Source organism: Pseudooceanicola sediminis (genome assembly GCF_003575965.1).
GTDB classification, from domain to species: domain Bacteria; phylum Pseudomonadota; class Alphaproteobacteria; order Rhodobacterales; family Rhodobacteraceae; genus Pseudooceanicola; species Pseudooceanicola sediminis.
The window spans coordinates 191651-211647 of sequence record NZ_QWJJ01000001.1 but is presented as its reverse complement, the minus strand read 5'-3'; the positions used below and the strand labels follow the sequence as shown (position 1 = coordinate 211647).

At 62.1% G+C, this 19997-nt stretch carries 21 protein-coding genes; 5 read left to right on the top strand and 16 right to left on the bottom strand.

Annotated elements, in window-relative coordinates:
• Positions 1–114: 114 nt before the first annotated feature.
• The gene (locus DL237_RS00960; protein WP_119397139.1) at positions 115–738 is read left to right on the top strand and encodes a helix-turn-helix domain-containing protein; all 624 of its coding nucleotides are present in this window, start codon (positions 115–117) and stop codon (positions 736–738) included.
• A gap of 149 nt (positions 739–887) precedes the next feature.
• On the opposite strand, the gene DL237_RS00955 is transcribed toward DL237_RS00960, so the two are convergent.
• Entirely contained in the window at positions 888–1235 is a 348-nt protein-coding gene (locus tag DL237_RS00955; RefSeq protein WP_119397138.1) for a hypothetical protein, read from the bottom strand.
• A 75-nt stretch (positions 1236–1310) separates the two neighbouring features.
• Positions 1311–3140 (bottom strand): extracellular solute-binding protein, encoded by a 1830-nt coding sequence (locus DL237_RS00950; protein ID WP_119397137.1) that lies wholly within the window; start codon positions 3138–3140, stop codon positions 1311–1313.
• 489 nt (positions 3141–3629) lie between these two features.
• Here DL237_RS00950 and DL237_RS00945 point away from each other — a divergent pair, with 489 nt between their 5' ends.
• Both DL237_RS00945 and DL237_RS00940 read left to right on the top strand, forming a co-directional pair.
• Complete coding sequence (locus DL237_RS00945) at positions 3630–4403, top strand: 3-hydroxybutyrate dehydrogenase (RefSeq protein WP_119397136.1); 774 nt, start codon at positions 3630–3632, stop codon at positions 4401–4403.
• Positions 4404–4555: 152 nt separating this feature from the next.
• Positions 4556–5602 carry a patatin-like phospholipase family protein gene (locus DL237_RS00940; protein WP_119397135.1) on the top strand — a complete coding sequence of 349 codons (1047 nt, stop codon included), beginning with the start codon at positions 4556–4558 and terminating at the stop codon, positions 5600–5602.
• A gap of 39 nt (positions 5603–5641) precedes the next feature.
• Here DL237_RS00940 and DL237_RS00935 read toward each other — a convergent pair whose 3' ends face one another.
• The 3 genes from DL237_RS00935 to DL237_RS00925 form a co-directional block, all read right to left on the bottom strand.
• Entirely contained in the window at positions 5642–6331 is a 690-nt protein-coding gene (locus tag DL237_RS00935) for a DUF502 domain-containing protein (protein ID WP_119397134.1), read from the bottom strand.
• Between the two features lie 112 nt (positions 6332–6443).
• On the bottom strand, positions 6444–7346 hold the full coding sequence (locus DL237_RS00930) for a pseudouridine-5'-phosphate glycosidase (protein ID WP_119397133.1): 903 nt from the start codon (positions 7344–7346) through the stop codon (positions 6444–6446).
• 75 nt (positions 7347–7421) lie between these two features.
• The gene (locus DL237_RS00925; protein WP_119397132.1) at positions 7422–8315 is read right to left on the bottom strand and encodes a PfkB family carbohydrate kinase; all 894 of its coding nucleotides are present in this window, start codon (positions 8313–8315) and stop codon (positions 7422–7424) included.
• Between the two features lie 298 nt (positions 8316–8613).
• On the opposite strand from DL237_RS00925, the gene rpsB reads away from it, so the two are divergent.
• Together rpsB and tsf are read left to right on the top strand one after the other, a co-directional pair.
• Entirely contained in the window at positions 8614–9372 is a 759-nt protein-coding gene (gene rpsB / locus DL237_RS00920; RefSeq protein ID WP_119397131.1) for a 30S ribosomal protein S2, read from the top strand.
• A gap of 116 nt (positions 9373–9488) precedes the next feature.
• Positions 9489–10364 carry a translation elongation factor Ts gene (tsf, locus tag DL237_RS00915; RefSeq protein ID WP_119397130.1) on the top strand — a complete coding sequence of 292 codons (876 nt, stop codon included), beginning with the start codon at positions 9489–9491 and terminating at the stop codon, positions 10362–10364.
• Between the two features lie 492 nt (positions 10365–10856).
• On the opposite strand, the gene DL237_RS00910 is transcribed toward tsf, so the two are convergent.
• The 11 genes from DL237_RS00910 to DL237_RS00860 form a co-directional block, all read right to left on the bottom strand.
• Positions 10857–11612 (bottom strand): helix-turn-helix transcriptional regulator, encoded by a 756-nt coding sequence (locus tag DL237_RS00910; protein WP_119397129.1) that lies wholly within the window; start codon positions 11610–11612, stop codon positions 10857–10859.
• A gap of 432 nt (positions 11613–12044) precedes the next feature.
• On the bottom strand, positions 12045–12455 hold the full coding sequence (locus DL237_RS00905) for a hypothetical protein (protein ID WP_119397128.1): 411 nt from the start codon (positions 12453–12455) through the stop codon (positions 12045–12047).
• Positions 12455–12841, bottom strand: coding sequence for a response regulator (locus tag DL237_RS00900; protein WP_119397127.1), 387 nt, complete (start codon positions 12839–12841; stop codon positions 12455–12457). Before DL237_RS00900 ends, DL237_RS00905 begins: the two co-directional genes overlap by 1 nt.
• Positions 12842–12845: 4 nt before the next feature.
• The gene (locus DL237_RS00895) at positions 12846–13721 is read right to left on the bottom strand and encodes a CheR family methyltransferase (protein WP_119397126.1); all 876 of its coding nucleotides are present in this window, start codon (positions 13719–13721) and stop codon (positions 12846–12848) included.
• On the bottom strand, positions 13718–14176 hold the full coding sequence (locus DL237_RS00890; RefSeq protein ID WP_119397125.1) for a chemotaxis protein CheW: 459 nt from the start codon (positions 14174–14176) through the stop codon (positions 13718–13720). Before DL237_RS00890 ends, DL237_RS00895 begins: the two co-directional genes overlap by 4 nt.
• On the bottom strand, positions 14169–16328 hold the full coding sequence (locus DL237_RS00885; protein WP_119397124.1) for a chemotaxis protein CheA: 2160 nt from the start codon (positions 16326–16328) through the stop codon (positions 14169–14171). The genes DL237_RS00890 and DL237_RS00885 overlap by 8 nt, the downstream gene beginning before the upstream one ends.
• A 10-nt stretch (positions 16329–16338) precedes the next feature.
• The gene (locus tag DL237_RS00880; protein WP_119397123.1) at positions 16339–16713 is read right to left on the bottom strand and encodes a response regulator; all 375 of its coding nucleotides are present in this window, start codon (positions 16711–16713) and stop codon (positions 16339–16341) included.
• A complete protein-coding gene (locus DL237_RS00875) occupies positions 16710–16985 on the bottom strand; it encodes an STAS domain-containing protein (protein WP_158585571.1) in 276 nt (91 codons plus the stop codon). Before DL237_RS00875 ends, DL237_RS00880 begins: the two co-directional genes overlap by 4 nt.
• A 563-nt stretch (positions 16986–17548) precedes the next feature.
• Positions 17549–18505, bottom strand: coding sequence for a methyltetrahydrofolate cobalamin methyltransferase (locus DL237_RS00870; RefSeq protein WP_119397121.1), 957 nt, complete (start codon positions 18503–18505; stop codon positions 17549–17551).
• 214 nt (positions 18506–18719) lie between these two features.
• Positions 18720–19649, bottom strand: coding sequence for a methylenetetrahydrofolate reductase (locus DL237_RS00865; protein ID WP_119397120.1), 930 nt, complete (start codon positions 19647–19649; stop codon positions 18720–18722).
• Positions 19650–19697: 48 nt separating this feature from the next.
• The gene (locus DL237_RS00860) at positions 19698–19994 is read right to left on the bottom strand and encodes a virulence factor (protein WP_119397119.1); all 297 of its coding nucleotides are present in this window, start codon (positions 19992–19994) and stop codon (positions 19698–19700) included.
• Between the last annotated feature and the right edge of the window lie 3 nt (positions 19995–19997).

The following is a 19997-nucleotide window of genomic DNA, read 5'->3' as shown; positions in this document are numbered from 1 at the left end:
GGGATCTTGCTAGGCAATGCCGCGTCTACTGGCAAGAGCAGGAAGGCAGGCGCGGGCGAACAAGAAACTGCAGGACAGTTGCCAGCGGCGCAACGCCTGCCTATAGCCAATGGCATGACAGAAACCGACCCTCGCCAACTGATCCGGATCGCCCGCGAAAGCGGAGAAGAGGCCAGCGCCGTGCCGCTGGACCTCGGCGAACGGGTGCGCGAATTGCGCAAGGCCCGCGACTGGACACTGGAACAGGCCGCCGCCCAGGCCGGCCTTGCCCGTTCCACCCTGTCCAAGATCGAAAACGGCCAGATGTCACCGACCTACGAGGCATTGAAGAAACTGGCCACGGGCCTGAACATCTCGGTCCCGCAATTGTTCACGCCCCCCAGGGCGGCACAGGTCATGGGCCGGATGGCCTTCACCAGGTCCGGGGACGGCAGCGCCTACGCGACGGCCACCTACGAGCATGAACTGCTCGCCGCCTCCCTGGTGAAAAAGCAGATGCTGCCCTATCGCGCCCGCATCCGCGCCCGCACGATGGAGGAATTCGACGGCTGGGTGCGCCACGACGGAGAGGAATTCCTCTACGTGCTGACAGGCGTCATCCGCCTCTATACCGAATTCTACGAACCCATAGAAATGCGCCGGGGCGACAGCGCCTATTACGACGCCTCGATGGGGCACAACGTCGTCTCGCTGAGCGAGGATGACGCCACGATCCTCTGGGTCACCTCGCTGGCGTGACGCGGGACACCCAAAGGCCGCGACCCCCGGGCGGATTTGCCCGCCTGCACCTACACGCCCCTCTGCGGCGGTGCACTTTCCTGCGATCGGGGCCGCGCGGCTCCAGTGTCATCTGGCCAGAAATACCCCCGCCGGAGGCCGCCGCGGCCTCAGCCCGCGCGCCCGACCGGGCTTGGCTCCACCCCGTCGTCACCAAAGGCGGCATCGTCATCCGACGGGTTTTCCCCCACCGGGACATAGCGCGCCGAAGCATCGATATTGCGCATGTCTTCGCTCTCGTCCATGCGCACATCCGCAGGCGTCGCGCCTGCGCGCCACTCCTCCAGCTCCTCGTCCAGGTCTGAAATCGGGCGGCCGGTTTTCTTTGCCAGGTAGGAGGCCAGAGATGTCTGCGTCCCGTCGAGCGAGATCAGGTCATCTTCTTCGGCCTCGGGCCAGCGTTGCAGGATGGCCGGAATAAAGGCGGTCCAATGTTGGGAAATGGCGATCCATTGCATGTCTGTCATCCTTTTGCTGTTGCAAGGACAACGCGGGGCAGCCGGTGACGTTCCGAGGCTTTCGCAGACGCGCGGCTAGTCGCCTGCGAAATACCAGGTTTCGGGCATGAAATTCACGCCATCGCCATAAATCGGCACCTTGCCGGACCAGGTCAGATCCTTGACGTGGGCAATGCGACCCGTATCGAACAGGAAGATCGGGATGACATAGCGGCCGGTGGTCAGGATGCGATCAAGCGCGCGCACGGCGGCGGTGAAATCTTCGGTGCTGCGGCTTTGCAGCATGGCGTCGATCATGGCGTCTGCGGCCGGGCTCCTGATGCCCATCAGGTTGCGCGAGCCGGGTTCGTCGGCCGTGGCCGTGCCCCAGTAGAGGCGCTGTTCATTGCCCGGGGACAGCGAAAACTGACGCCGGATATCCGTCATGTCGAAATCGAAATCCTGGACGCGCATGGTGTATTGGGCGTCGTCGACGGTGGTGACGCGGGCATCAATTCCCAATCGTTCCAATGCCTTGAGGTAAATATCGATGATCGACTGGTTCTGTTGATCGCCCTGGCGCAACAGGATGTCGAAGCGCAGGGGCTGGCCTGCGGCATTGACACGCTTGCCGTTCGTCACGGTCCATCCGGCGGCTTCGAGTTCATTCGCGGCGGCGGCGAGGTTCCTGCGATTGCGGGCCGAGCCATCGCCCTGTGGCAGGGCATACCCCTCAAGTGCGCCTTCGGGCAGTTCGGCGGCATAAGGCTCCAGCAACTCTTTTACGCGTCCCGTCGCCGGACCCGCGCGCATGCCCAGTTCGGAGTGGGAAAAATACGACGTGATGCGCGGCTGCCGTCCCCCGGTGATCGTTTCGTTAATGTATTCGAAATTGAAGGCATGGATCAGCGCGTCGCGCACGCGGATGTCATCAAAGGGCGCGCGGCGGGTGTTCATCACGAAACCGGTGATGCCGGAGGGGCGTTGGCTGGGAATTTCGGTCTGGATGATATCGCCGCGCTGCACCGCGGGAAAGTCATAGTCACGCGCCCATTTTTCGGCGTTGAATTCGCGGATGAAGCTGATGTTGCCCGCCTTGAACGCCTCGAACAATACGTTCTGATCACCGTAGAATTCGATGCGGATCGTGTCGATATTGTTGGTGCCACGGCGCACGGGCAGATCCTTGCCCCAGTAATCGGGGTCACGCTTCAGCACGACATTGCGGCCCGCGACAAAGCTGTCGACGACGTAAGGTGCTGACCCTACTGGAATTTCCGTCAGGCCGGACTTGGTGAAATCCTTGTCCTGCCATTGCGCCTTTTTCAGGATGGGCAGCAGACCGGCCACCAGCGCCAGTTCACGGTTGTCGGTCTTGAACGTCAGGCGGACCTTGCGGGGGCCGGTCTGTTCGATGGTGTCGATCGACGACCACAGGCCGAGGTAGCGGGCGTTGCCATCGGTGCCCAGCGTCTCGTAGGACCAGATCACATCCTGTGCCGTGACGGGGCTGCCGTCGGAAAAATGCGCCTCGGGGCGCAGGGTGAATTCGACCCAATCGCGATTCGGACCCGTCTCGACCGATTCGGCCAGCAGGCCGTAGACGGTGAAGGGTTCGTCCTGGCTGCGATACATCAGCGACTCGTGCGTCAGAAATCGCAGCTGCCAGGGCGGGGTGCCACGCACGATGAAGGGATTGAGGGAATCAAAGCCGCCGGTGTTGCCATCCACCAGCGTTCCGCCGATCGGCGCATCGGGATTGACGTAGGGCAGGGATACAAAATCCGGTGGCAGGGCGGGGTCGCCATACATAGCTATGGCGTGTTGCGGTTCAGCCTGCGCAGCCGTGGCGAGAATCGAGCAGGCGGTCATCAGCCCGATACCGAGCGTTTTCAGAGGACCGTTAAGGAAAAAATCCGCTCTCATGTGCTGCACGTTCCTGCTCTGCCCTTGTTTGTTTGGCGGGAACCGTAACTTCGGATTCACGTCTTTTCAAACTTTTAGCTTCCATGACGGCGTCATAACGCCTATAAAGGGGTCACTGCTCGATAGGTTTCTTGCCTGTATGAAACCTGCCTCAATAACTGAACGCCAGCTTCGCGCTGGCGTTTTTTTTGTGCCGAAAGTCCGGTGCGGCGGCGATCCGCAACGTCGGTATTTGAGCGGTATCTGAACGGTATCTGTACGGTGTTTGGGCGGTGGTATCCGCACGGCGTTCGCGGGTGTCCAGGCCGTTTGCGCGCCGACGCCCGCGCTTGCCCCGGGGCGGGTCCTGGCGCCTCTCGTCGCCTCGCGCGGGGTCACGAAGTGGCGATTGCCCGTGGCCAGATGGCGCGACCCCCTCGCTTTTCGCGCGCGCAGCATTATTGTCGAAGCAGGGATCCGGGTGGTCCGGATGAGACAAGGAGATTAGCCATGAGTTTGAGCGGCAAGACGGCCATCGTCACAGGCTCCACCTCCGGCATCGGGCTGGGCGTCGCGAAGGAGCTGGCACGCGCCGGCGCGGATGTGGTGCTGAATTCGTTCAGCGACACGGAGGCGGATCACAAGATCGCCAGCGACCTGGCGGCAGAGTTCGGCGTCAAGGCGATCTATATTCAGGCGGATATGTCGAAGGGCGATCAGTGCCGCGCCCTGATCGAAAAGGCGCCCGGCTGTGATATCCTGGTGAACAACGCCGGCATTCAGTATGTCGCGCCGATCGACGAATTCCCCGTCGAGAAATGGGATGCGATCATCGCCATCAACCTGAGTTCGTCGTTTCACACCACCGCCGCCGCGTTGCCGCATATGCGCAAGGCCGGGTGGGGTCGGATCATCAACATCGCCAGCGCCCATGGTCTGCGCGCCAGCCCGTTCAAATCCGCCTATGTCAGCGCCAAGCATGGCATTCTGGGCATGACCAAGACCGTCGCGCTGGAAACCGCCAAGGACAGCATCACCGTCAACGCGATCTGTCCCGGCTACGTGCTGACCCCGCTGGTCGAGGCGCAGATCCCCGACACCGCCAAGGAATACGACATGAGCGAGGACGAGGTGATCGAGAAGGTCATCCTGGCCAAGCAACCCAGCAAGGAATTCGCCACGGTCGAGCAGATCGGCGGCATCGCGACCTTCCTGTGTTCGCCGAGCGCGGATCAGATCACCGGGACGTCGATTTCCGTCGACGGCGGCTGGACGGCGGAATAACGCAGGCGGTCCGGCGGCGCACCTGCGTCCTGCGGGCGCGCCGATCCCCGCTTTCGCTGCGGTGCAGCAAATGCTAGGATCGGCAGGCTTGTCGTTGCGCGTGCCGCCACGTTGGGTGGAGGCCGCGCCGCGATCCGTCAGGAGAACATGCGATGGCAGAAAAGAAACGGATCAACCTGGCGCTTCAGGGCGGCGGCGCGCATGGCGCCTATACCTGGGGCGTTCTGGACCGGCTGCTGGAAGACGAGGACCTTGAGATCGCGGCGATGTCGGGAACCTCGGCCGGTGCGATGAACGGCGCGGCGCTGAAAGCCGGGTGGGTCAAGGGCGGCCGAGAGGGCGCGCGGGCCGAACTGGACTGGTTCTGGGCACAGATGGGCGCAGTCAAGGAAAGCGGGCTGTGGCCCTGGATGATGGCGGGCGTGCCGGTCCCGGGCAGCATGGACATCGGCCGCGCGATGGAGATGTCCTATGCGGGCACGATATCGGACATGCTGGCGCTGGTGACGACGCCCTATGCGCTTGGGCCGTTCTATCGCAACCCGCTTCGCAAGATCGTCGAGTCGTTCGATTTCACGGCGGTGCATGATGGGACGGGGCCGGAGCTGTTCGTCTGTGCCACCAAGGTGCGTGACGGCAAGATCCGCGTGTTCAGCAACGAGGAGCTGACGACCGAGGCGCTGCTGGCCTCGGCCTGTTTGCCGACGGTGTTCACGGCGGTCGAGTTCTTTGACGAGAAATCGGGCCGGATGGAGGCCTTCTGGGATGGCGGATACAGCGGCAACCCGGCGCTGTTTCCGTTGTATCGCAAGGACTTGCCCGACGATGTGATGATCGTCAATATCAATCCGCTGGAACGTGACGAAGTGCCGATGATGCCGACGCAGATCCAGAACCGGATCAACGAAATCAGCTTCAATTCATCGCTGTTGCGCGAATTGCGGGCTGTCGAATACGTGCAGCGGCTGATCGAGGAGGGCGTGATCAGTCGGACCGACAAGAAACACGTGCTGGTTCACATGATCTCGGACGACGAGATCATGCTGGATCTGTCGATGGTGACCAAGATGTTCCCGAACGCCTATCTGCTGAACGCGCTGAAAGCCGCCGGGCGGGCCTCGGCGGATGCGTTTCTGGCCGCGCATCGCGACGATCTGAACAAGGTGTCGACCGTGAACCTGAAAGAGATGTTCAACTGATCTGATCTGACGTATGTGCCCAAGCTGGTGCCGCGTGGCCTATTTCGCCGCGCGGCCCAGCGGTTTGGCGGGGTCTTTCGGGGTGGGGTAAACCAGCCCGGCAGAGATCACCAGCTTGGCCGCATCCTCGATCGTCATGTCGAGGATCGAGACGTCTTCTTCGGGGAAGTAGAGCAGGAAGCCGGAGGTCGGGTTCGGTGTGGTGGGCACGAAGACCGACAGCAGGCGCGATCCGGTTTCCGCGCGCATGGCAATTTCGCCCTTTGCCTCGGTCGAGACAAAGCCGATGGCCCAGACCCCGCGGCGCGGATATTGCACGAGGCACGCCTGTTCAAAGCTGCGTTCCTGCTGGGCAAAGACGGTTTCCGCGATCTGTTTCACGCCCGAGTAGATCGAGCGGACGACCGGCATGCGGTCGACGATGCTTTCGCCGTACCGGATCAGAGAGCGCCCGATCAGCCCCTTGGCGACCCAACCGATGATGATGGTGAAGATCAGGAAGAAGATGATCCCCACGCCACGCAGGTTGATGCCGATATATTCCTCGGGCTGGAAGCGTTCGGGGACCAGCGGCAGCACGAATCCGTCGACCCAGCCCAGCAGCGACCACAGCAGCCATATGGTGAGCGCCACGGGCAGGATCACCACGATCCCCGTCAGGAAGGACGAGCGGAGGCGGGCGAACAGCTTGGGCTTGCTGGGGGAATTATCTTGGAGCGGGTCGTTCATTTATGTTCCGGACAGGAGGGGTGAGGCGTCGCAGATGAACCTATGCACTGGCGTGAGGGGCGGCAATGGGGCGCGCGGTTTATTCTTGCCGGTCAGGGGCTTTACCCCCTGCTCAGACAAGATGATGGGCGATTTCAGCGGCAAGGCGGGCGTTGTTGCGCACCAGGGCGATGTTGGTGACCAGCGAGCGGCCCTCGGTCAGCTCGAAGATGCGTTGCAGCAGGAAGGGCGTGACCTGCTTGGCGGTGATGCCCTGTTCTGTGGCCTCGGCCAGGGCCTGCGCGATGATCGGGTTGATCTGCGCGGCCGGGATCTCGTCCTCTTCGGGGACCGGGTTGGCGACAAGCTGACCACCGGGCAGGCCGAGGGCGGCGCGCATCCGGTGGGCTTTGGCGATGTCCTGGGCGCTGGACATGCTGAGCGGGGCGGGCAGGTCTGAGTGGCGCGACCAGAAGGCGGGCATGTCGGGCTGACCGTAGGCGATGACGGGCACGCCGTAGGTTTCCAGCACCTCAAGCGTTTTCGGCACGTCGAGGATGGCCTTGGCGCCGGCGGCGACGACCGTCACGGCGGTCTGGCCCAGCTCGGCCAGATCGGCGGAGATGTCGAAGGTATCCTCGGCCCCGCGGTGCACGCCGCCGATGCCCCCCGTGGCAAAGACCGAGATCCCGGCAAGGCGGGCGGCGATCATGGTGGCCGCGACCGTGGTGGCGCCGGTGCGCCCGAGGGACATGCACACGGCCATGTCGGCGCGGCTGACCTTGTCGACATCGCGGGCCTGGGCGAGGGCCTCCAACTGGTCAGGTTCCAGCCCGGCGTGCAGCGTGCCGTCGATCACCGCCATGGTGGCAGGCACCGCGCCGGCGGCGCGAATGTCATCTTCGACCATGCGCGCGGTTTCCAGGTTTTGCGGAAAGGGCATTCCGTGCGTGATGATCGTGCTTTCCAGCGCAACGACGGGCAGGCCGTTTTCCTGGGCTTTCAGCAGCTCGGTCGATTTGGTGATCATCGCCATGGGATGTCCTTTGTTCGGTGGTCGGTTCGTCGGAAAATGCCGGGCCGCGTGAACGGCCCGTCGAATGAAGGCGCACTAAAGCGCGGTGTCGCCGCTGACATAGCGGGCGGCGGCCATCAGGGCACGTTGCAGCGCCTCTTCGCGCGGCGCGCCCTCGGCCTCGGCCACGATATGGGCGGCCATGAACGTATCGCCCGCGCCGGTGACGCGGGTCACCAGAACGGCGGGCGGGGCCTGGGTGATCAGCCCGTCGGCGGTGCCATCGCAGGCCGCGCCGCCGCCATCGGTCACCAGCACGCGGGTCGCGCCGCGCTTCAGCAGTCCGGCGGCGGCGGCCTCGGACGTCGTGAATTCGCGCTGGCAGAGCAGGCCCGCCTCCTCAAGGTTCACGTAGAGCAGCGCGCGACCATGCGTCAGGAAGGGGCGCAGACGTTCGGCCTTGCCGGGCGAGGCGGGGGCGACGCGCAGGTCGGCCTGTGCAAAGGCGGGAGAGGCGGCGATTTCTTCCAGCAGGTGCAGTGTCAGGTTGCCATCGAGGGCCACCGGACCGCTATAGGGCGCATCGGCGGACCCGAGCGTGCCGTCGTTGAGGGCGCGCAGGATCTTGGCCCCGGCGGATTCGAGGGAATGGGCATCGGCCACGGCGGCGATCAGGCCATTCGCGCCCTCGACCGCCATGTAGCGATCGGTGGGCAGATCGTCCGACCGGTAGATATAGGTCGTGTCCATGCCCAGATCGGCGCAGGCGCGCACCAGTTCGTCGCCCTCGGGGTCGCGCCCGATCGCGGTCAGCAGCGCCGGGTGCATCCCGAAGCGGGCCAGCGTCATGGCAATGTTCATCGCCACGCCGCCGGGCAGGCGGGTGATGCGGCCGGGCACGTCGGAGCCTTGGCGCATGTGGCTGGCGGAGCGCCCGATGATGTCCCACAGGACGGCGCCGATACACAGGATGTCGGGGTCTCTTTTCATGGCGCCTTGTTAGCGCTGTCTTGAAGAAGCGCAAGGAAAATGCCGGATCGCAGCACCCGGGCGCAGTGCGCATGGGCCCTCTGGTGCCCCTGGTCCCACAGCTTCGGTCGGCCCCGGGCACCAGCGGGGTTGCCAACGGGGGAAAGGGCGTGTAATGCAGCGCCACTCAATCCCGCAGGCGGGGGCGGGCCTACGGGAGAGACATCCCCATGCGTCCACCGGTTGACCTGAGGGGCCCCGCAACGGGCCGCTCTGGTTCACACCCCTCGCCAAGGCGTAAACCGGAAAGGATATAGACATGGCTCTTCCTGAGTTCACCATGCGTCAGCTGCTTGAAGCCGGCGTTCACTTTGGCCACCAGACGCAACGCTGGAACCCCCGTATGGGCGAGTTCATCTACGGCGCGCGCAACGGCATCCACATCATGGATCTGACGCAGACCCTGCCGATGCTGGACGCTGCACTGAACGTCATCCGTGACACCGTCGCGAAAAACGGCCGCGTTCTGTTCGTTGGCACCAAGCGCCAGGCCGCCGCGCCGATCGCGGAAGCCGCTGAAAAATGCGCACAATATTACATGAACCACCGTTGGCTGGGCGGCACGCTGACCAACTGGAAAACCGTTTCCCAGTCGATCAACCGCCTGAAGGAAGTTGACGAGAAGCTCGAGGGCGGCGCCGAAGGCCTGACCAAGAAAGAGCGTCTGGGCATGGAACGCGAGCAGACCAAACTGCAGGCGTCGCTGGGCGGTATCCGTGAAATGGGCGGCGTTCCCGACCTTCTTTTCGTCATCGACGTCAAGAAAGAGGCGCTGGCCATCCTGGAAGCCAAGAAGCTGGGCATTCCCGTTGTCGCCATCGTCGACACCAACTGCTCGCCCGACGGCATCGACTATATCATCCCCGGCAACGACGACGCTGCACGCGCCATTTCGCTGTACTGCGACCTGGCATCGCGCGCCGCGCTTGACGGCATGACCGCTCAGCTGGGCGCCGCCGGCGTCGACATGGGCGAGTTCGTTGACGCGCCGGTCGAAGAGACTGTCGCAGAAGCCTAAGGATTTCGGCCCACCCCGGTGCCCATGCGCATTTTTGGGGCGGGCCGTTACAGACCTGTCACCGGCCGCGTGATATCCGCGGCCGGACCCCATTTCAGACCGTAAGGAGATCCCCCATGGCGATCACTGCTGCTCAGGTTAAAGAACTGCGCGAGATGACCGGCGCAGGCATGATGGATGCCAAGAAGGCGCTTACCGAAACCGACGGCGATACCGAAGCTGCCGTTGACTGGCTGCGCACCAAGGGCCTGGCGAAAGCCGCCAAGAAAGCCGGCCGTACCGCTGCCGAGGGCCTTGTTGCCCTGGCGGTCGAAGGTGGCAAAGGTGTTGCTGTCGAAGTGAACTCGGAAACCGATTTCGTCGGCAAGAACGCCGAATTCCAGCAAATGGTTGCCTCGATCGCAACTGCCGCGCTTGGCGTGTCCGATGTCGAAGCGCTGAAAACGGCGCAAGTCAACGGCAAGGCTGTTGAAACGCTGATCACCGACAAGATCGCCACCATCGGCGAAAACATGACCCTGCGCCGGATGGCGTCGATCGAAGGCGAGCAGGTCGTGTCCTACGTGCACAACGCTGTCGCCGACGGCATGGGCAAGATCGGCGTGCTGGTTGCGCTGAAGGGGTCGAACGAAGACTTCGGCCGCCAGGTCGCGATGCACATCGCCGCCGCCAACCCGGCGTCGCTGGGCGAAGCGGATCTGGACCCGGCGCTGATCGAGCGCGAGCGTTCGGTGTTGACCGAGCAGGCCCGTGAATCCGGCAAGCCCGAAGCGATCATCGAGAACATGATCAAGGGCCGGATGAAGAAATTCCTCGGCGAAGTCACGCTGCTGGGCCAGGCCTTTGTCATCAACCCCGACCTGACGGTCGAGGCCGCGGCCAAGGAAGCCGGTGTCGAAGTTGTCGGCTTTGTACGTCTGGAAGTCGGCGAAGGCATCGAGAAGGAAGTCGAAGATTTCGCAGCCGAAGTGGCGAAAGCCGCCAAGGGCTGATCCGTTTCGGATCACGCACGCTGCTGTATCTGATCGGGGCCGGGGGGAAACCTTCGGCCCTTTTCCATTGTCGAGACGCCGTTGTCTGGACGAGAAATTGGCCGAGGCCACCGGTATGGCGCAGATCGACAGGCGGAAACGGTGCCGGTCGGGACAACCGGCACCGCCAATTGAGCAACGGGGGCGTTGAAACGGGGATGTAACGTTACCGCCGCTGCTGTGCCGGAAGAAAAGCTGATCAATACACCTTTCAACCGGCGTCCGGTTTCCCGGTCGGCGCGTCTAGCCCTGTGATCGCAGGGGTACGGGCCGGTGTCCCATGGCCTAAATGCCACCACTCACGGAACCTCTGCATAATGTATTTTTTATCGGTCGGTCGAAAGTAGGGGAATCCTTACCTTAGGTTAATTAATCTATGCCAAAGCGGCTCAGCGCGCGGAGAGCCGACGCCAAGGTGGGATAAAAGCGCAATTTTTTCAGGGGAAGGCCGTTTCAGGCGTCGAAGATGAACATCTGATTCAGGAAGGCCGCCTTGAGCACGGCCTGGGCGGTCGTTTCGACGTTCAGTGTATCGCGGGCCAGGCGCAGATGCTTTTCCACCGTCGCCGGCGTCAGCCCCATCAACAGCGCAATATCCTGAGTCGTCTTGCCATCGCCGACCCACTCCAGCGCCTCTCTCTGGCGGCGGGTCAATTCCCTTGCCGGGCCGTAATAGGGCAGGGACAGGATCTTGAGGTGCGCGACGTTGTTCATGATCACGATATCGCGGCCATGTTCCGCCCAGATGGCATCGACACTGGCCTGCGACATGTCGCGGGCCGCAGTCAGGGCAATCGCCCCTTTGGTGCGCGGCGAGATGGATTTGAACGAGATCGAATAGCCCGCCGTCACCCCCATCGACTTGTTGAACGCGATCACCTTGCGTTCGCTTTCGGTCAGGGTGCCGCTGGCCGTCATCTCGCTGAGAATACGCCAGGAACAGGCGCCTTCGTTGTCCAGGGCCCAACGTACCATGGGCGCATGGAAATAAAGACCGCTATCGAGAAATTTCTCACGATATTCGGAGGAATGATTTGTCAGAATGACAAAATCTTCGGGATCACCCAGAGAGGTCGAAGTGCGGTAACGGGTGAACCCATACAAGAGCCGATCAAAGCCGAACTCAGCCATCTTGGCGCAATGGATAATCCAAAGCTCTTCGATTGATTGAGCATTTGTAAGCTGTTCCAGGTATTCCCGGCGCATCATTCCCTTACGCCCTCCACTTTCGCACTGATCAAAACGCACTCGCATTCATTGGTCCGTCAAGGCGAGTGCCCGACGCGAAACAGATGTTTGATTGAAAGCGATCTAGCCCGACTGGCGCGCCATTGTCGAGTAGGTGAGACCACCTGTACCCGTCACTGTGGAATTGGCATGGTGTTTTTGCACCGCTTGATTGCGGATCTATTGTGACTGGAGGCGCATTCGCTCCATTCGGCAGTCATATTTGACTTGCCAGTCAGTAACCTGTTTTTCAAATACATCTTATATCGATTGAACACGATTTCTGGCTGTACTCCAGTTATGGTGATCCAGCGTAAGAAATTGGGCGCCAAAGCGAAACGGCCCTCCGGCCACGGCCGAAGGGCGTAAAGATGGCCGGCGGTTACCTGTGGTCAGATAATGCGGATTTGTCTGCTACCAAAGGTCCAGCTCTCCGGCTTCGCTGTTGGGATCGGGCGGTGGTGGTGTGGTTGTTCCACCCAGCATCGGAGTGATGCTGGCCGCCATGTCGACGGATCTTGAAAACGCCTCTCTGGTGATCGCACTTCGGTCGAGCCAATCGAGGTTTGGCCCGAATTCCAATAGCAAACCTTCGATATCTTTCAGAGATTGGCGCATGTAGTCGATGCGCTGAAAGGTGACAAAGGCTGCTTCGGTCAGGGGGTTGCAGGAACACAAGCTGGCGGACAGCGCCTCTTCCAATCCCGAGGTCATGCCCTGCAAGCCGGAAACCTGGCCTGCAAGGACGGAGGCAAGGTCAGCCGCCGAGATATTGATCGGGTCCGACGGATTGCTGTCGGACGTGCTCTGACCGGACTGGGGCATTACAGGCGTCCGACGACCGCTTCGATACAAGCGCGTAGATCGTTGGGTTCAAACGGTTTCTTGAGAAAGTTATTCATACCCAGCTTTTTGCCGTGATCGATGATCGCCTTGTCAGCCTTGCCCGTAATCAGGATGAATCCGACCCCCTTGGTTTTCGGACCGCTTCGCAGTTGGTGCAGCAGTTGCAAACCGTCCATGCCGGGCATGTTGTAGTCAGAGATGACCAGGTGGACCGGCTTGCTTTCAAGCTCTTTCAGTGCGCCGGCCCCGTCGGAGGCCGAAGCGACATTGCCGATGCCGAAGGCGTCCAGCGCCTGGGTAATCAGGCCCCGACTGGTGGACATGTCATCAACAACCATGATTCTGATCTGGTCTCGCAAAGCCATTCAATCATTCCTTCCCGACTGAGGATGCTTTGGAACCGGCAACCCGATAAGCCGTCATTCCGTTGGGTTCAAAAAGAGAGAGAGCCGAGTCGGCAATCCGTTCCGAATGGCCGAGAAAGATCCAGCCGTCATTGTTGATACGTTGCCGGAACCGGGGCCAGAGCGAGGCCTGCGTTTCCGGGTCGAAGTAGATGACGACGTTGCGGCAGAAGACGACGTCGAATTGCCCCTTCATCGGCCAGTCGCGCAGCAGGTTCAGCTCTCGGAAACGAACAAGGCGTTTGATCGCAGGCGTGACCTGATACGTCTGCTTGGCCTTGTCGAATTCCAGATAGTTGCGCCGCATGTCATCCGGTATCCCGGCAATCTGCTGTTCGGAATATTCCGCCGCCTCGGCCTTTTCCAGGATCGCGGGGTCGATATCCGTGCCCAGGATCAACACATCCCGTTGGGCCAGTTCAGGCGCGGCGGCCTGAAGGCACATCGAAATTGAATATGGCTCCTGGCCGCTGGAACACCCGGCGGACCATATCCTGATCCGCTCGCCATTCCGGGCCTTTTGCAACAGAACTGGCAGAACTCTGGTCCGCAAGATGTCGAAGTGATGAGATTCGCGGAAGAAATGAGAGACATTCGTGGTGAGGGCAGAGATCATGTACCGCCGTTCCTCTGCACCGGCGGCGGAACAGACGAATTTGCAGTAGCTTTCATAATCCTGCTGCCCGGTTTCAACGAGGCGTTTGCGCAGGCGCGATTGCACCATGGTCATCTTGCCAGTCGGCAGGACGAGCCCGGCCTCTTCCTTGGCCAGAGCGGCAATCGCGTTGAAGGACTGCGTGTCCATCGCGATCGTCGAAGTATCCCGCCCCATATTGGTCATGCCGCCTCATCACTCGTGGCGGGAACAACAGCCCTGAGATCCAGAACACGGATCATGCGATCATCGATGACTGTCAGGGCGCGCACGACGGACAACTGCGGATCGGATGAGATATCGGGCGGAACCTGCAAGTCGTCCTCGGTGATGGCGACGATGTCGGACACGGCGTCGACCAGGAGCCCCGTCAGCGTTCCCTGAAGCTTGACCACGATGATGACGTTGCGGTCATTGGTTTCCTGGGAGGGCAGGTTCAGCCGCCGCGCCAGATCCATCACCGGCAGCACAGTGCCGCGCAGGTTGATCACGCCGCGCATGAAATCAGGCGCATGGGGCATCGGTGTTGTCCGTGTCCAACCGCGGATTTCACGCACCGACATGATATCCAGCGAATATTCCTGGTCAGCTACACGAAACGTGAGCAGCTCCAGGTCGTTTGTCTGTCCCTGATCACTCATTTGCGATCTTCCTTTCCGAAAGCATGATGTCCGCACCGCGCGGGTTACCCAGGCCGGCGATGATATCCGCCGGGTCCAGAATGAGAGCAATCTGACCGTCGCCAAGGATCGTGGCAGCCGCGATTCCCGGGGCGCGATAGAAGCTGTCGTCCAGCCCCTTGATCACGACCTGCCGTTGATCCTGAATGCCGTCGATGATCAGCGCCGCGCGGCTGCCGTCTTCGAGGGAAATGAGCAGGACAATCGCGCCGGCATCTGTTTTGCGCTGCGCCCGGTAGCCCAGCATGACGCCCAGATCGTAGAGCGGGACAAATCCGCCCCTGACCTTGACCACATAGGCGCCGGGGCGAAGCATCTGCACATCATCCGGACCCAGAGAGAGCGTTTCGACCACGACGTTCAGCGGCAACACCAGCGTTTCACCGGCGACGTTCACGACCATCCCATCCAGAACGGCAAGCGTCAGGGGCAGGCTGATCGAGAACTTGGTCCCCTTGCCGGCCTCAGACGAGATCGAGATGCGCCCGCCGAGCGATTGGATCGAGGTCTTGACCACATCCATGCCGACGCCGCGCCCAGACAAGGCCGACACCTGGCTGGCAGTGGAAAACCCCGGCAGGAACAAGAGGTTGTCAATCTCGCCATCGGTAAGCTGCACATCGGGCGGGACCAACCCCTTGGAGACGGCGATTTCCAGCACGCGTTCGCGGTTGATACCGGCGCCGTCATCCGTGACCTCGATTATGACACGACCGGAGCGGTGCGCGGCCATCAGTGTGACGGTGCCCGCACGTGACTTGCCATTGGCCAATCGTTTTTCAGATATTTCGAGGCCATGATCGACGGCATTGCGGATCATGTGGGTCAAGGGGTCGGCCAGGCGTTCGATGACGGTCTTGTCGACCTCTGTTCCTTCGCCTTCTGTGACCAGGCGCACTTCTTTCTCAACCGCGGCCGACGCTTCGCGCACAATCCGGGACATCCGCTGGAACAGGGATTTGACCGGCTGCGCGCGGATCATCATCACGCTGTCCTGAATGTCGCGGGTCAGGCGCTGGAACTCTTCCAGCCCGTTCATGGCGTCCGAGTGTGGCGAGAGGCCGGCCTCGTCGAGGCTTTGGGACAACATGGCCTGATTGATGACCAGCTCGCCCACGAGGTTCACGAGCCGCTCGATCCGCTCCAGATCGACGCGCACCACGGATTTGGCGGCGGGCGCGGCGGCTTTCTTGCTCTCAGGGTCGGCACCGCTGTCTTCGGTGTCGGAGGCTGGCTTGGTGCCTTGCGGCTTTTTGGGAACAGAAACCGGCGCGATCGCGGTCGGCGCGGCAATGGCTTGCTCAACCTCGACTTCGGTCTCGATACTCTCGGTCGGGGCAACGTCGCCGTCATCACCGGATTTGGTGCCAGTGATTTCCAGCACGCAGAGCCCATCGACGAATTCGAAGATGTCGCGGACCTCGGCCTCGGCAGCCTCGGTCTGAAGCGAGATGATCCATTCGATATAGGGGGCTTCGGGGGCCAGGTCTTCGAGGTCCGGCAGATCGCTGGTGTTGCAACGCACCGTCGCGGTGCCGAGTCCGCACAGATTGCGTAGCAGTGTGGCAGGTTCATTGCCCGTGGCAAAGATTTCCTGCTCGGGTTTGAAGCGGATCTCGAAGCTGTTCAGTTCCGGCTCGATCTCGGGGAGGTCGAGGGACATGGAAAAGCCGAGGGGCGTAAAATCGGCGGCGTCGGCCTCCTCCTCCTCGACCTCGTCCCCGAGAAGGGCGTCGAGGCGGACAAGCAGTTCGTCGCTGGTGGCTTCGGGGATAGGGGCTTCGTCCCGGCAGGCGCGCACCAGGTCGGAAACGTGGTCCGCCGCGAGGAAGAACAGTTTCATGGAGTCGCTGTCGGGCGTCATGCGCCCGGCCCGCACCTCGTCCAGAACAGTTTCATAGCGGTGTGCAAAGCGCACAAGTGCCTCGAGGCCGAATGCCCCGGCACCGCCCTTGATCGAATGGACCGCACGGAACACGACGTTGATCGTTTCCGGGTCATCGGCGCCATCGTCAAGTTCCTGAAGGCCGTCTTGCAGAGCCTCGAGCAGTTCTTCACATTCGATGAAGAACGAGGCCCTGATTTCTGCCATCGGATCATTCTGTTCGGACATAATCGCGCTCCTATCCGGCAACCATTTGCAGGGCCTTGACCAGCTTGGCCGGATCGAAAGGTTTGACGATCCACCCGGTGGCGCCGGCCTCTCTGGCGCGCATCTTCAGCTCCTGAGAGCTTTCCGTGGTCAGCACCAGGATGGGGGTTGCCCGGTGATCGTCCTGTTCGCGCACGGCATCAATGAACCCGAACCCATCCATGCGCGGCATGTTAATATCGGTAATGATGGCATCGATATCGTCGGGGTTGATCCCGCCGAGCACCTCGATCCCGTGAATGCCGTCTTCGGCAAGGTGCACGGTAAATCCTGCGGGCATCAGTGCCATACGGATCATGTCGCGCATCGTACGGCTGTCGTCGACCGCCAGAACTGTCAGTGTCATACCCGGCCCTCCGCCACGGTTTCGGGGGAAAAGCCCATCTGGGCCAGTTGTTCGACCAGGCGATCATTCACGTTGGTCAAACTCATGCTGTGATCTGCCGCCTTCAGCGACGTCGCAGCGGCAAGCAGAACCTGCAGACACAAGGCGCCAATATGCGTAACCTGACCGGCATCGATCACGACATCGCCATTGAGGCGCGCCTTGAGCTCTTCTGCCAGTGGTGCTGCGGCTGGAAGATCCAGCTTTTGTTGTAGGACCAGTGGCTCGGTCATGGCCACCTGCCTGTGGCAAGCGGGCGGAGCAAATACATGCCGGACTCCCATCGTTCCATTGCGTTAGAGCGGTGATAGAACCGGGGCCGTTAAGACGAAGTTACGCCGCCCGAGGGTTTATCTGTATTTTGAACAATGCGCGCCGACGGGGGATGCGGGCGAGGGGTGCGAGGGCCGTCCCTGGCGGGTGTCGCGACGGCCTGCATGGCGGGTGCATCTGGCAGAGGGTGCGCGCGGCGCGGGCACTGTGTTCATGTGCATTATCAGCGGCCTAGAGCGCATTTTGGGCAAGGGGTGATCGCCGGGGGGAGCCTGCCCGGAGGTCGGCCGGGGTCGATCTCGAAGCATGATCCAAAGCCGGAAATACGCGGGACCTGCGGCGGCACGGCGCGCCGGATTTGTATTTGTCTTCAATTGGAGCGATCAACCGAGCGACATGAAACGGCCGCCGAGACTACCCGGCCGATCCCCCGAAGCAGCCCGAAAAAAGCCGCGCCCCAGTAAAGGGCGCGGCGGGATTTCATCAATTGTTGTCAAGAGGTTGCGCGCTGATCCGCGTGCTGTCAGCGACGGCGACGACGCCCGGCGCGCCCCGTACCGGCGGCCGCGGAGGCCTTGGCGGCTTCCTCGAAGGTCGCCCCTTCCTTGATGGCATCGACGACGCGGGCAAAGCGGATCCATTCACCGCCATTGGCATCGTTGTTCATCAGCAGGTTGGCGGCCTTGACTGCCTCCATCTCTGGCTGACGCAGCGGATTCATGATGGCCGAGGTCATGCCGGACGCAATCGCCATCGGCAGGAAGGCGGCATTGACGCCATGACGATTCGGCAGGCCGAAGGAGATGTTGGAGGCACCACAGGTCGTGTTCACACCCAGTTCCTCGCGCAATTTCCGAACCAGGGCAAAGACTTGGTGCCCGGCAGTGGCCATGGCGCCGATGGGCATGACCAGCGGATCGACGACAATGTCGTGGGCGGGGATACCGAAATCGGCAGCGCGTTCGACAATCTTCTTGGCGACGGCAAACCGCACCTCGGGATCTTCGGAAATGCCGGTATCATCGTTGGAGATGGCGACGACGGGCACGTTGTATTTCTTGATCAGCGGCAGCACCAGCTCAAGGCGTTCTTCCTCGCCCGTCACGGAGTTGACGAGAGGGCGCCCGTTCGCGGCGGCGAGACCGGCCTCAAGCGCGGCGGGAACCGAGCTGTCGATGCAGAGAGGAACGTCCACAAGCCCTTGAACAAGCTCGATAACCGCACGCATCAGCGGTGGTTCGGTTTCATTCGGATTGGGGTTGGAGTTGTAGACCACACCGGCGTTCACATCGAGCACGGCGGCACCGCAGGCGACCTGGGCAAGGGCGTCGAGTTCCACGGTGGAGTAATCCCCCGCCTCAAGCTCGGCGGCGAGCTTCTTGCGGCCAGTGGGATTGATGCGCTCACCGATGACGCAGAAGGGCTCGTCAAAGCCGATGGTCACGGTCTTGGATGCGGATTCAAGAACGGTGCGGGTCATGTAAGATCCTTCAAAAACAGCGTCGGTACCCGTGTCGGTATGACGTCGGTATCGTGTCGGTGCAAGCTGGTCGCGCCGCAGCCGCCGACGGAACAACAGACCTATCGGGGATCAGGCCCCATGAAAAGGTGAACGATGGCGCGGGCTGCGCGGCGCCGGAGGGCGCGGCACACGTCGGTATCGGTATCGGTATCGGTGGCGGCGGAGTAGGCGGTCAGGCCTGGGCGAGGGCCGGCAGCGTCGCCGGACCGCCATGGTCGATGGCAAACTGCGCGGCGATCTTGATGCCACCGAGGGGAAACAGGTGGATCTGTTCGATCAGGCTGTCGGGGTGGCTGCTGCGATGCGCGGCGAGGTCCGACAGGATTTCGGTCGGTTCATACGGCAGCAACAGCTTTGTCACGTCCAGCGCACGCTTTTGCAGGACCTTCAGCGACGGGCCGACCCCACAGGCAATGGCAAAGCGGATCAGCGTTTGCAGCTTGGCGGGTCCGGCGATGCCGAGGTGGATCGGCAGGGTGATCCCTTCGGCGCGGAGCCGTTCGGCCCATGCGATGACCGGCGCGGCCTCGAAGGCGAATTGCGTCGCCATGGCCATGCGCGCATCGGTCCGGTTGCTGAACGCCTGTTTCCAGTGCAGGGCCTGCATCACCATGGCATCGCTGCCGTCGGGGTCGATGTCGCGATTGCCTTCGGGGTGACCGGCGACATGCAGGTGGGTGAAACCCGCGCGGTCGAACAGACCGGTTTCGATCAGCTGCATCGAGTTGTCGAAGTCACCGTGAGGCGTGGAGACGCCACCGCCGAGCAACAGGGCCTGGTGCACGTCGGCTTCGCCCTGGTAGCGCGCGATCCAGTCGGCCAGCGTGGCCCGGTCCCGGATGATGCGCGCGGGAAAGTGCGGCATGACGTCGAAGCCTTCGCCGGCCAGCCGTTTCGCGGTTGCGACCATGTCCTCGATCGGGGTGCCGTCAATATGGGCGATGTAGACGCGGGTGCCCTTCGGCAGAAGCGCGCGGAAGTCGGAGATCTTTTCCGCGGTACGGGGCATGACCTCGATCGAGTACCCCGCCAGGATGCCGTCCAGAACCGGGACTGCGGTGTCGGACGAGGCCGATTTGCGGCGGAAGGGAAGCAGGCTCATGCGAACGGATCTCCGATAACCGGGCGGGTAAACCCGCTGAGGGGGACCTCAGGCCCAGCCGTCACCGGCGATCAGGGTCTTCAGCCTGTCCTGATCGTACTCTGCATCGAGGCGGGCGATTTCGCTGGAAGCGACCTCTTGCGCGTCACCTTCGACAGGATAGGGGTCGCCCTTGCGCCATTCAGCCAGGTAGGCGTCGGTTTCCGCCGCGCCGGTCTTCATCGCGGCGCGGTCGATGGCCTGTTCGAAACGTTCCGGCAGGACGGCCTTGGAGGCGCGGCGGCCCTTGCCGACGATGACCTGGGCGGGAATGTCGCGCCAATAGACGATGGTGACGTCGGGCATGAT

Bases quoted from the DNA above. Each gene is read 5' to 3' on its own strand.
- DL237_RS00960 (WP_119397139.1), top strand. From the start codon at position 115: ATGACAGAAACCGACCCTCGCCAACTGATCCGGATCGCCCGCGAAAGC.
- DL237_RS00955 (WP_119397138.1), bottom strand. From the start codon at position 1,235: ATGCAATGGATCGCCATTTCCCAACATTGGACCGCCTTTATTCCGGCC.
- DL237_RS00950 (WP_119397137.1), bottom strand. From the start codon at position 3,140: ATGAGAGCGGATTTTTTCCTTAACGGTCCTCTGAAAACGCTCGGTATC.
- DL237_RS00945 (WP_119397136.1), top strand. From the start codon at position 3,630: ATGAGTTTGAGCGGCAAGACGGCCATCGTCACAGGCTCCACCTCCGGC.
- DL237_RS00940 (WP_119397135.1), top strand. From the start codon at position 4,556: ATGGCAGAAAAGAAACGGATCAACCTGGCGCTTCAGGGCGGCGGCGCG.
- DL237_RS00935 (WP_119397134.1), bottom strand. From the start codon at position 6,331: ATGAACGACCCGCTCCAAGATAATTCCCCCAGCAAGCCCAAGCTGTTC.
- DL237_RS00930 (WP_119397133.1), bottom strand. From the start codon at position 7,346: ATGGCGATGATCACCAAATCGACCGAGCTGCTGAAAGCCCAGGAAAAC.
- DL237_RS00925 (WP_119397132.1), bottom strand. From the start codon at position 8,315: ATGAAAAGAGACCCCGACATCCTGTGTATCGGCGCCGTCCTGTGGGAC.
- rpsB (WP_119397131.1), top strand. From the start codon at position 8,614: ATGGCTCTTCCTGAGTTCACCATGCGTCAGCTGCTTGAAGCCGGCGTT.
- tsf (WP_119397130.1), top strand. From the start codon at position 9,489: ATGGCGATCACTGCTGCTCAGGTTAAAGAACTGCGCGAGATGACCGGC.
- DL237_RS00910 (WP_119397129.1), bottom strand. From the start codon at position 11,612: ATGATGCGCCGGGAATACCTGGAACAGCTTACAAATGCTCAATCAATC.
- DL237_RS00905 (WP_119397128.1), bottom strand. From the start codon at position 12,455: ATGCCCCAGTCCGGTCAGAGCACGTCCGACAGCAATCCGTCGGACCCG.
- DL237_RS00900 (WP_119397127.1), bottom strand. From the start codon at position 12,841: ATGGCTTTGCGAGACCAGATCAGAATCATGGTTGTTGATGACATGTCC.
- DL237_RS00895 (WP_119397126.1), bottom strand. From the start codon at position 13,721: ATGACCAATATGGGGCGGGATACTTCGACGATCGCGATGGACACGCAG.
- DL237_RS00890 (WP_119397125.1), bottom strand. From the start codon at position 14,176: ATGAGTGATCAGGGACAGACAAACGACCTGGAGCTGCTCACGTTTCGT.
- DL237_RS00885 (WP_119397124.1), bottom strand. From the start codon at position 16,328: ATGTCCGAACAGAATGATCCGATGGCAGAAATCAGGGCCTCGTTCTTC.
- DL237_RS00880 (WP_119397123.1), bottom strand. From the start codon at position 16,713: ATGACACTGACAGTTCTGGCGGTCGACGACAGCCGTACGATGCGCGAC.
- DL237_RS00875 (WP_158585571.1), bottom strand. From the start codon at position 16,985: ATGACCGAGCCACTGGTCCTACAACAAAAGCTGGATCTTCCAGCCGCA.
- DL237_RS00870 (WP_119397121.1), bottom strand. From the start codon at position 18,505: ATGACCCGCACCGTTCTTGAATCCGCATCCAAGACCGTGACCATCGGC.
- DL237_RS00865 (WP_119397120.1), bottom strand. From the start codon at position 19,649: ATGAGCCTGCTTCCCTTCCGCCGCAAATCGGCCTCGTCCGACACCGCA.
- DL237_RS00860 (WP_119397119.1), bottom strand. From the start codon at position 19,994: ATGCCCGACGTCACCATCGTCTATTGGCGCGACATTCCCGCCCAGGTC.